The sequence below is a fragment of the Mesorhizobium sp. M7A.F.Ca.US.007.01.2.1 genome (assembly GCF_003998165.1).
GTDB classification, from domain to species: domain Bacteria; phylum Pseudomonadota; class Alphaproteobacteria; order Rhizobiales; family Rhizobiaceae; genus Mesorhizobium; species Mesorhizobium ciceri.
The window spans coordinates 1-10,763 of sequence record NZ_RZQP01000215.1 but is presented as its reverse complement, the minus strand read 5'-3'; the positions used below and the strand labels follow the sequence as shown (position 1 = coordinate 10,763).

The following is a 10,763-nucleotide window of genomic DNA, read 5'->3' as shown; positions in this document are numbered from 1 at the left end:
GCCATGCATGCAGCCAGCAGCCGCCTCGCGGCCTTGGCTCGCTCGGGACCAAAACCTGATGTCGTGGCCATGCGGGCAAAGCCGAGCGCGAAGCTCCTGAGCGGCACCGCGTAGGTCGGGATCGAACAGCCGTCGATGGCACGCTGGTCCTCACCATGGACAGCGCCCGTCACCGACTGCATGGCGTCGCGCACCATGTCCTGCAGGCCGTGTCCCGGCTTGACATAGCCGCGATGCGCAATGCCGGCGTGGACGCAGGTGCAGAGGAAGCCGGAATGTTTGCCCGAACAATTGTTGTGCAAGGCGTTCGGCGAGCCGCCGGCGCGGGCGAGCGCAATCTCGGCGTCATGATTGGACGGCCAATGCGTGCCGCATTCGAGCGCCGATCCGTCCAGCCCAGCCTTGGCCAGCATGGATCGCGCAAGGTCGACATGTGCCGGCTCGCCCGAGTGGGAGGCGCAGGCGAGCGCCAGTTCGCGGTTGCCGAAACCATAGGCATCCGCCGCCCCGCTTTCGACCAACGGCAAGGCCTGGATCGCCTTGACCGCCGAGCGCGGAAACACCGGCTTGGCCGTATCGCCGATCTCCCACACGGGCTTGCCGTCGCCATCGAAGACCGCGACTGAGCCGCGATGCGCGCTCTCGACGATCGCGCCGCGCAAGACTTCGATCAGAACCGGATTTGTCATGTCACCTTCCGCAAATGCGGGCGGTTTATCTGATCCGGTCGAGAATGGAAACGTAGTTGGCGACCGCCGCACCGCCCATATTGAAGATGCCGCCCAGTTTTGCGCCCGGCACCTGGATGCCGCCGGCCTCACCGACAAGCTGCATGGCGGTCAAGACATGCATGGACACGCCAGTGGCGCCGATCGGATGGCCCTTGGCCTTCAGCCCGCCGGATGGATTGACCGGCAGGCGACCATCCTTGGCCGTTGTGCCGTCCAACGCCAGCTTCGCCCCCTCTCCCGGCTTGGCAAGGCCCATCGCCTCGTACTCGATCAGTTCGGCAATGGTGAAGCAGTCATGCGTTTCGACGAAGGACAGATCGTCGAGCGTCACGCCGGCCGATTTCAGCGCCCGGTTCCAGGCCTGCTCGCAGCCTTCGAAGGTCAGAATGTCGCGCTTCGACATCGGCAGGAAATCCTGCACATGTTCGTTGGCGCGGAAGGCAACGGCACGGCGCATCTTCAGCGCCGTGGCGGTGTCGGCAAGGATAAGGGCGGCGGCGCCGTCGGAGACCAGCGAGCAGTCGGTGCGCTTCAGAGGACCGGCAACGAAGGGGTTCTTCTCGCTCTCCTGGCGGCAGAACTCGTAGCCGAAATCCTTGCGCATCTGCGCATAGGGATTGTCGACGCCGTTCTTGTGGTTCTTGGCGGCAATCATGGCCAGCGCATCCGACTGATCGCCATAACGCTGGAAATAGGCCTGCGCGATCTTGCCGAAGACGCCGGCGAAACCCGCGGGTGTCTCGCCGTCCTCGGGCAGATAGGACGCCTTGAGCAGGTTTTTGCCGATCTCCGGCCCCGGCGTCGTCGTCATCTGCTCCGCGCCGACCACCAGCACGATGCGAGCGGCATTCGCGTCAATGGCGCGGATGCCCTGGCGGACCGCCGCCGATCCGGTGGCGCAAGCGTTCTCGACACGCGTCGCCGGCTTGAAGCGCAGCCGGTCGTCGGCCTGAAGCACCAGACTGGCGGTGAAATCCTGCGCCGAAAAACCGGCGTTGAAGTGGCCGAGCACGATCTCGTCGACCTCGTCGGGACCGATGCCGGCATGGTCGAGCGCGTCCGTTGCCACCTTGACGATGAGGTTTTCGAGCGTTTCGCCCTCAAGCTTGCCGAAGCGCGAATGCGCCCATCCGACGATGCATGCGGTCATGGCGGTCTCCATCCTTGGCGCCGGCCTGGCATGTCGGCTCACGGCGCATTTCGCATCTATTGTTCAAAGATAAACAATCGTGCCGGTTTCGTGAAGGGCTGGAGGCGTACAATCGCTTGGTACAGCCGAGATCGCGGCCGATTTTTTTGTTGATTGACGCGTCAATAAAAAATAATCCTATTCTCTCAAAGGATCATGGCGAGATGCCGAAAATCGGAATGGAACCGCTGCGCCGCAAGGCGCTGATCGACGCGACGATCTCGGCGATCGGCGAGCGCGGTTCGCTCGACGTGACCATGTCCGAGATCGCCGGACGCGCCGGCGTGTCGTCCGCCCTTGCCCATCATTATTTTGGTGCCAAGGACGAGCTGCTCTTGGCGACGATGCGGCACATACTGGCGGAGCTTACAGCCGATACGTTGCGCGCCCTTGGCTCGGCCAATAGCGCGCGCGAAAGGGTCTCGGCGGTGGTCGCTGTCAATTTCTCCGACATCCAGTTCCAGCCGGAAACCATCGCCGCCTGGCTCGCCTTCTATGTCGAGGCGCAGAAATCATCGGCCTTGCGCCGGCTGCTCAAGGTCTACGCGCGGCGGCTGCACTCGAACCTGATGAGCGGGCTGACCGGGATCTTGCCCAGAGCCGAAGCCGACCGCGCCGCCGAAGCGACCGCGGCGATGATCGACGGGCTCTACATCAGGCGGGCGCTGAAAGACGGCGTGCCCGATGCCGCGACCGCGATCGCGCTGGTCGAGGACTATCTCGAAACCAAACTTGGCGAGCGGCGCAAACAGTGACAATGAAGCCAACCAATTTCCTGATCGTCATGGTCGACCAGCTCAACGGAACCCTGTTTCCGGACGGACCGGCGGAGTTTCTGCATACACCGCATCTGAAAGCGTTGGCCGCGCGTTCGGCGCGCTTTGCCAACAACTACACGGCCTCGCCGCTCTGCGCGCCGGGCCGTGCCTCGTTCATGAGCGGGCAATTGCCGTCGCGCACCGGCGTCTATGACAATGCCGCCGAATTCGCCTCATCGATCCCGACCTTTGCCCATCATTTGCGCGCCGCCGGCTACTACACCTGCCTGTCGGGCAAGATGCATTTCGTTGGGCCGGACCAGTTGCATGGTTTCGAGGAGCGGCTGACGACCGACATTTATCCAGCCGATTTCGGCTGGACGCCGGATTACCGCAAGCCCGGCGAGCGTATCGACTGGTGGTATCACAATCTGGGCTCGGTGACCGGTGCAGGCGTCGCCGAGATCACCAACCAGATGGAGTATGACGACGAGGTCGTGTTCCTGGCCACGCAGAAGCTCTATCAGCTTTCGCGCGAACAGGACGATGCGAACCATCGGCCTTGGTGCCTCACTGTCTCGCTGTCGCATCCGCACGATCCCTATGTCGCGCGCAAGCAGTATTGGGATCTCTATGAGCATTGCCAGGCGCTGGACCCGGAAACCGGGTTCATCGCGTATGACCAGCAGGATACGCATTCCCGGCGACTGTACCACGCCAGTGACTACCCCTCTTTCGAGATCACGCCAGAGCAGGTGCGTCGTTCGCGGCAGGGCTATTTCGCCAACATCTCCTATGTCGACGACAAGCTTGGCGAGATCCTGGACGTTCTCGAGCGCACCCGCATGGCCGACGACACAATCATCCTGTTCTGCTCGGATCACGGCGACATGCTCGGCGAGCGCGGCCTGTGGTTCAAGATGAGCTTCTTCGAGGGTTCGGCGCGGGTGCCGCTGATGATCGCCGGCAAGGACATTCCTGCCGGGCTGATCGAGACGCCGGTCTCCAATCTCGACTTGGCGCCGACGCTTTGCGATCTCGCCGGCATCGACATCGCTGCGATCGCGCCGTGGACCGACGGCCAGTCGCTGCTGCCGCTCACCGAGGGCATCGAGCGCACCGCACCGGTGTTGATGGAGTATGCGGCCGAAGGGTCCAACGCGCCGTTGGTGGCGATCCGCGACGGCAGATACAAATTCGTCCACTGCGAGCTCGATCCGCCGCAACTGTTCGATCTCGAAGCCGATCCGCTCGAGCGAAACAATCTGGCCGACGACCCCGCCAATGCCGGCTTGGTGGCGGCATTCATGGACAAAGTCCAGGCGCGCTGGGACATGGCCGGCTTCGACGCCGCTGTCCGCGAAAGCCAGGCGCGCCGCTGGGTCGTCTATCCGGCGCTGCGCAACGGCGCCTATTACCCCTGGGATTTCCAACCCCTGCAAAAGGCGTCCGAGCGTTACATGCGCAATCACATGAACCTCGACAATCTCGAAGAGAGCAAACGGTATCCGCGAGGCGAATGATGTCAGACCTTCTCGTCCCCTCCCTTGACCATCTCAAGCAGGCCTATGCCGTCACCTCCAGGGCGACGCAGATCACGCCGCTGCTGGAATCGACGGCACTAGCCCGCGAGACCGGCGCCGCCCGCGTCTTCATCAAGCCGGAATCGCTGCAATGGGCCGGCTCATTCAAGGTGCGCGGCGCCTATTGGCGCCTGAAGCAGCTTTCAGTTGACGAAGCGAAGAAGGGCGTCGTCGCCTACTCCTCCGGCAATTTCGCGCAAGGGCTGGCGGCTGCCGGCCAGGCGCTTGGCGTTCCCGTCACCATCGTCATGCCGATCGACGCACCGGCCGCCAAGCGTGATGCCACGGCGGGCTATGGCGCCCGCGTCGTGCTGACCGACCATGGCGAGCGCGCGCGGGAGGAAGTCGCCGCCGCCAAGGCGCGCGAGATCGCCGAGACAGAGGGCCTGGCGCTGCTGCATCCATTCGACGATCCGGAGATCGTCGCCGGCCAGGCGGGCGCCGGCCTCGAAGCGCTTGACCAACTCGAAGCCAAAGGTGCCAGCGCCGACCTCTTGTTCTGCTCGGTCGGTGGCGGCGGGTTGATCGGCGGCGTTTCGCTCGCCTTCCATTATCTGTCGCCCGCCACAGAGATCATCGGCGTCGAGCCGGAAGGTTTCAATGGCATGGGCTCGTCGCTGGCGCATGGCAGCATCGAGACGATGCCGATCGGGCCGAAATCGATCTGCGACGGTTTGATGTCGCGACGGCCGGGCGATGCTCCGTTTGCCGCGGTCAAGACGGCGGGTGTTCACGGCATCACCGTCGACGACCAATCGGTGCGGCGCGCGATGCGGATCGCCTTCGAGCGCATGAAGCTGGTGCTCGAACCGTCGGGGGCGGCGTCGATCGCGGCATTGCTCGGCGGCAAGGTGGATGTGAAGGACAAGACCGTCCTTGTTGTGGCTACCGGCGGCAATGTCTCGCTCGCCGATTTCATGGCGCATATGAACCATGCTTGAAGCGGATTTCGTCATCATCGGCTCCGGCTCGGCCGGCTCGGCCATGGCCTATCGCCTGTCGGAAGACGGCAAGCATTCGGTCATCGTCATCGAATTCGGCGGCAGCGATATCGGGCCGCTGATCCAGATGCCGTCGGCGCTGTCGATCCCGCTCAACATGAGCCTCTACGACTGGGGCTTTGCCAGCGAGCCGGAGCCGCATCTCGGCGGCCGTGTGCTGGCGACACCGCGCGGCAAGGTTATCGGCGGCTCGTCCTCGATCAACGGCATGGTCTATGTGCGCGGCCACGCCCGCGACTTCGACCATTGGGCCGAAGAGGGTGCGGCCGGCTGGGGCTTCGCCGACGTGCTCCCCTATTTCAAGCGCATGGAGGATTCGGATGGCGGCGAAGATGGCTGGCGCGGGCACGGCGGCCCGCTGCATGTGCAGCGCGGCTCGCGTAAAAATCCGCTCTATGGTGCCTTTGTCGAGGCTGGCCGCCAGGCCGGGTTCGAACTGACGGAGGACTATAACGGTTCCAAGCAGGAAGGTTTTGGGCCGATGGAGCAGACCATCAGCGGCGGCCGCCGATGGTCGGCGGCATCAGCCTATCTGAAGCCGGCGCTGAAGCGCAAAAACGTCAGTCTGGTCAAGGGCTTTGCGCGGCGGGTGATCATCGAGAATCAGCGCGCCATCGGCGTCGAGATCGAAGCTCACAAACAGATTCAGGTCGTTAAGGCGCGACGTGAGGTGATCGTCGCCGCATCTTCGATCAATTCGCCCAAGATCCTGATGCTGTCCGGCATCGGTCCGGCCGAGCATCTGCGCGAAAACGGCATTCCGGTGGTGGCCGACAGGCCCGGCGTCGGCCGCAACCTGCAGGACCATATGGAGCTCTACATCCAGCAGGAATCATTGCTGCCGATCACGCTCAATTCGGTGCTGAATCCGTTCTCGAAAGCGCTCATCGGGGCGCAGTGGCTGTTCCTCAAGAACGGGCTAGGCGCCACCAACCATTTCGAAGCGGCGGCCTTCGTGCGATCGCGTGCCGGCGTCGACTACCCCGACATCCAGTACCATTTCATCCCCGCGGCAGTCCGCTATGACGGCAAGGCGGCGGCCAAATCGCACGGCTTCCAGGCGCATGTCGGACCGATGCGCTCGAAGTCGCGGGGGTCGGTGACGCTGCGCTCGCCGGACCCGAAATCGAAACCGATGATCCACTTCAACTACATGTCGCATCCGGACGACTGGGCGGAGTTCCGCCACTGCATCCGGCTGACGCGCGAGATCTTCGGCCAGTCGGCGTTCGATCCCTATCGGGGCAAGGAGATATCGCCGGGCAGCCACGTGCAATCGGACGACGATCTCGACATCTTCATCCGGGATCACGCCGAGAGCGCCTACCATCCTTGCGGCACCTGCAAGATGGGCCGCGCCGACGACGTGATGAGCGTCGTCGATCCGGAGTGCCGGGTCATCGGCGTCGAAGGATTGCGGGTCGCCGATTCCTCGATCTTCCCGCGCGTCACCAACGGCAATCTCAATGCGCCGTCGATCATGACCGGCGAGAAGGCATCCGATCACATCCTTGGCCGCACGCCGCTGGCGCCGTCCAACCAGGAACCATGGATCAATCCGCGCTGGCAGGCGTCGGACAGATAGAGCATGATCGTGTGACTGCACGATCCGCATGCCGCGAAAGACAATCTGGAGACTTCCATGCGCGCTCAGCCCACGGCATCGCACTATGTCAACGGACGCTACATCGAGGACGAAGGCGGCGCCCCGCTGCCGGTCATCTATCCGGCAACCGGCGAGACCATCGCCATGCTGCGTTCGGCAACGCCGAACGTGCTGGAACTCGCCGTCGAGGCCGCGCGGGCGGCGCAGCCCGCCTGGGCGCGGCTGAAGCCGGTCGAGCGCGGGCGCATCCTGCGCCGCGCCGCCGACATATTGCGCGCCCGCAACGCCGACCTCGCTCGCATCGAGACGCTGGACACCGGCAAGGCGATCCAGGAAACGTTGGTGGCGGATGCGCCCTCGGCTGCGGACTGCCTTGAATATTTCGGCGGTGCCGTTGCCGCCTACAATGGCGAGTCGGTCGATCTCGGCGGACCCTTCGCCTACACAAGGCGCGAAGCGCTCGGCGTCTGTGTCGGCATCGGCGCATGGAACTACCCGATCCAGATCGCCGGCTGGAAATCGGCACCGGCGCTCGCCATGGGCAATGCCATGGTGTTCAAGCCGTCGGAAAACACGCCGCTGTCGGCGCTGGCACTGGCCGAGATCTACAGCGAAGCGGGGCTACCCGACGGCTTGTTCAACGTTGTGCAGGGCTATGGCGATGTCGGCGCCGGGCTTGTCGGCCACGATGTCGTCGCCAAGGTCTCGGTGACCGGTTCGGTGCCGACCGGCCGCAAGGTGCTGTCGCTTGCCGGCTCGAAGATGAAGCACGCGACGATGGAACTCGGGGGCAAGTCGCCGCTGATCGTGTTCGACGATGCCGACATCGAGAACGCCATTGGCGGCGCCATGCTCGGCAATTTCTATTCGACCGGACAGATCTGCTCCAACGGCACGCGCGTCTTCGTGCAGAGCGGCATCCACGACCGCTTTGTCGACCGTCTGATAGAGCGGACCAAGAAAATCCGCATCGGCGACCCGCTCGATCCCGAAACCCAGATGGGACCGCTGGTCTCCAAGGCGCAGCACGACAAGGTGGCCGGCTATATCGAGATCGGCAAGCAGGATGGAGCGACGCTTGCTTGCGGCGGCAATGTGCCTTCGCTGCAGGGCTTTCAGGGCGGCTTCTTCGTCGAGCCGACGGTGTTCACCGGCGTGACCGATGGCATGCGCATCGCCCGTGAAGAAATTTTCGGACCAGTGATGAGCGTGTTGAAATTCGACGGCGAGGACGAGGTGATCGACCGCGCCAACGACACCGAATTCGGCCTCGCTGCCGGCGTCTTCACGCGCGACCTGCCGCGCGCCCACCGCGTCATCGCCGAACTGCAGGCCGGCACCTGCTGGATCAACGCATATAATCTGACGCCGGTGGAAATCCCGTTCGGCGGCTTCAAACAGTCAGGCATCGGACGTGAGAATTCACTGGCCGCACTGGCGCTCTATTCGCAGCTGAAGTCGATCTATGTCGAGACGGGTGACGTGGCGAGCCCGTACTGATCCAGCCCTCTACGCCTTCAGGTCGGCCGTGCTGTCCAGATATTGCGTCAGCGCACAGACCAGATGATAGAAGATGCTGGCTGGCACATCGGTCGCCAGCGAGCGGCCGCGTTCGTCGATGCGGTCGATCCACAGTCCGAGCGGCGCCGGGTCGATGTGCCAGCGGAACAACCGGCCGACGCGCGCTTCAATCTCGGGCTTGAGATCGGGCCCGCCCGAACCATCCAGCGCGATCGCCGCCTTCACCGCTTCGGCCTGCGGCCAGCTGCGCGATATCAGGTCGAGCGGCAGGCCCTGTCGCGAGACGGCGCCATAGGCAAGGCCGGTGGCGCGGTTGAGGCCATTGGCGATGGCCGAGGCGTAGAGTTTCCTGGCAAAGCCGCTCAACTCGGCCTGGCCGCTGCGCCCAGCGAAATCGACCAGCAAAGAGGCCCATTCGAAATGGTGGCCAGGCTCGGTCCACGAGCCTTTCTCGCCGGCGGATGGTTTCCATTCGGCATCGAAATACTCGCCAAGCGTCCAGCTTTCCGGATCGAAGAAATGACTGCGGAAGAGGTCGATGATGCGCGCTGCGCGGCGCAGATGGGCGCGCTCGCCGGTCGCCTGGTGCCAGGCGAGGAAGGCCTCGAGCAGGTGCATATGCGGGTTGGAGCGGCGCTCGCCTTTGCCATCCGATGTCTCAAGGAAGCCGGTCATGCGGCTGTCTTCGAGATGCGCATCGAGAAAGGCGAAGGTTTCCTCGCCGAGGCGCAAAGCGTCGGGATTGCCAGACATATGCGCATGCGCCAGTGCCAGGAGCACGCAGGAATGATCGTAGGCATCCTCGGTGGCGTCGGCGACCGAACCGTCGACATTCAGCGTCCGAACCCAGCCGCCCTTGTCGGTGCGGCCCTTGCCGGCCATGAAGGCGATGCCATGGCTGATCAGCCGGTCGGCCGGACCGTCCCAGCCGCGCGCCCGGGCAACGGCGAAGGCATAGACCTGCCTTGCCATGGTGCGCATGCGCTTGGGCTTCATCAACGGCGAAGCGTCCAGGCCAAGCGCTTCGTGAAAGCCGCCATGGCGTTCGTCGACGCCCGATGTCGACCACAGCGGCAAAGTCTCCTGAAACAGCCAGTGATGCACGCGCCGCCGCCAGGCGCCGCTTTCGATGACGCGGTCATGCGCCGGCGTGAACCTGGTTTCCAGGCGACCCGATTTTTCGAGCTGCTCGACGATCTTCTTGACGTGCTGGCTGTGGCTGACCGGAGCGACGAAGGTGGCATCCGATGTCGAAACGATGGCGATGTCCTTCATGCCGATCGCCGACAGCAGGCGGCCGTCACTGCGAATGTAGGAATTCTCGCAATCGATGGAGACGACATCGCCGATGATGACATTGCCCCGGTCGTCGGCGGGGCCGACATCGAGCAGCGACTGCCATGAGCCGAGATCGTTCCAGCGGAAGCCGGCCGGCACCATCGCGATGTCTTTTGCCCGCTCCATGATGGCGTAGTCGATCGAGTTCGACGGAATGGCGGCGTAGAGTTCTAGCGGCATGTAAAGGCCGGATAAATCCGATGTCGCTGCCTTGTAGGCTGCTTCGGTGGCCTGCCAGATATCCGGCTGGAACGCTATGAAGGCATCACGCATGGCGCTGGCGCGAAAAAGGAAGATACCGGTGTTCCAGTAGAAATTTCCGGCCTTGAGATAGCTTTGCGCAGTCGCAAGATCCGGCTTTTCGACGAAGCGCGACACGTCGAAGATGCCGCCGCTTTCGGCCGCAACCTCGATATAGCCGTAGCCGGTCTCGGGCTGTGTCGGCCTGATGCCGAACACCACCAGCCGGCCGCTACGCGCTGCCTCGGTGCCGGCTTCGACGCTCTGCCAGAACTGGCGCGGGGTCGATATCTCATGGTCCGACGGCACCACCAGCACCAGGCTGTCGCCGAACTCGGACAGTGTGCGCAGTGTCGCCAGTGCGACGGCGGCGGCTGTGTTGCGCCCGGTCGGCTCGAACAGCGGCCCGCCGCCGGCGAGGTCGAGGCCGGCAAGATCGGCGTGAACGCGGTCGGCATGGCGCTCCGCGGCAATCAGGAAGATCGGCGTTTCGCCTTCCGGCCGGGCCGTCAGCCGGCGCAAGGTCTTGGCCAGCATCGAGCCGTCGCCGGACAGATCGTGGAACTGCTTGGGATTGTCCTCGCGCGACAGCGGCCACAACCGCGAGCCGACGCCGCCGCTCATGACAAAACTGACAATCCGCTCGGTCATTCAACCACCATTCAAAAGGTCTGGTTGTAGGCGCCCACCTCGGGGCTGCGGCGCAGCACGGTGTCGACAGCCTCGAACATCTCCCGTCGACGCTGCGACGACACCGGGCTTTCGACGACCACGACCAGTTCCGGCTTGTTCGACG

Annotated in this window: 8 protein-coding genes; 5 read left to right on the top strand and 3 right to left on the bottom strand. The window is 64.0% G+C overall.

Translation table 11 applies throughout. From position 1 onward, the window contains the following. On the bottom strand, nt 1-689 hold a 689-nt coding region (locus EN949_RS27905), incomplete at its 3' end, for an asparaginase (RefSeq protein WP_127371843.1). A gap of 25 nt (nt 690-714) precedes the next feature. Then, nucleotides 715-1,881, bottom strand: a complete 1,167-nt coding sequence (locus tag EN949_RS27900; protein WP_027162994.1) for an acetyl-CoA acetyltransferase — start codon at nt 1,879-1,881, stop codon at nt 715-717. A gap of 203 nt (nt 1,882-2,084) precedes the next feature. Between EN949_RS27900 and betI the strand changes: the two genes are divergently transcribed. The 5 genes from betI to betB are packed head-to-tail and all read left to right on the top strand — an operon-like array spanning nt 2,085 to nt 8,368. Then, the gene (gene betI, locus EN949_RS27895; protein WP_013532678.1) at nt 2,085-2,675 is read left to right on the top strand and encodes a transcriptional regulator BetI; all 591 of its coding nucleotides are present in this window, start codon (nt 2,085-2,087) and stop codon (nt 2,673-2,675) included. Then, entirely contained in the window at nt 2,672-4,201 is a 1,530-nt protein-coding gene (gene betC, locus EN949_RS27890) for a choline-sulfatase (RefSeq protein ID WP_164755597.1), read from the top strand. The genes betI and betC overlap by 4 nt, the downstream gene beginning before the upstream one ends. Further along, on the top strand, nt 4,198-5,202 hold the full coding sequence (locus EN949_RS27885; protein WP_063167695.1) for a threonine/serine dehydratase: 1,005 nt from the start codon (nt 4,198-4,200) through the stop codon (nt 5,200-5,202). The genes betC and EN949_RS27885 overlap by 4 nt, the downstream gene beginning before the upstream one ends. Next, complete coding sequence (betA, locus tag EN949_RS27880) at nt 5,195-6,847, top strand: choline dehydrogenase (protein WP_013532681.1); 1,653 nt, start codon at nt 5,195-5,197, stop codon at nt 6,845-6,847. The genes EN949_RS27885 and betA overlap by 8 nt, the downstream gene beginning before the upstream one ends. A gap of 57 nt (nt 6,848-6,904) precedes the next feature. After that, nucleotides 6,905-8,368, top strand: a complete 1,464-nt coding sequence (gene betB / locus EN949_RS27875; protein ID WP_013532682.1) for a betaine-aldehyde dehydrogenase — start codon at nt 6,905-6,907, stop codon at nt 8,366-8,368. A gap of 9 nt (nt 8,369-8,377) precedes the next feature. On the opposite strand, the gene EN949_RS27870 is transcribed toward betB, so the two are convergent. Further along, nucleotides 8,378-10,618, bottom strand: a complete 2,241-nt coding sequence (locus EN949_RS27870) for a mannose-1-phosphate guanylyltransferase/mannose-6-phosphate isomerase (protein ID WP_127366903.1) — start codon at nt 10,616-10,618, stop codon at nt 8,378-8,380. Between the last annotated feature and the right edge of the window lie 145 nt (nt 10,619-10,763).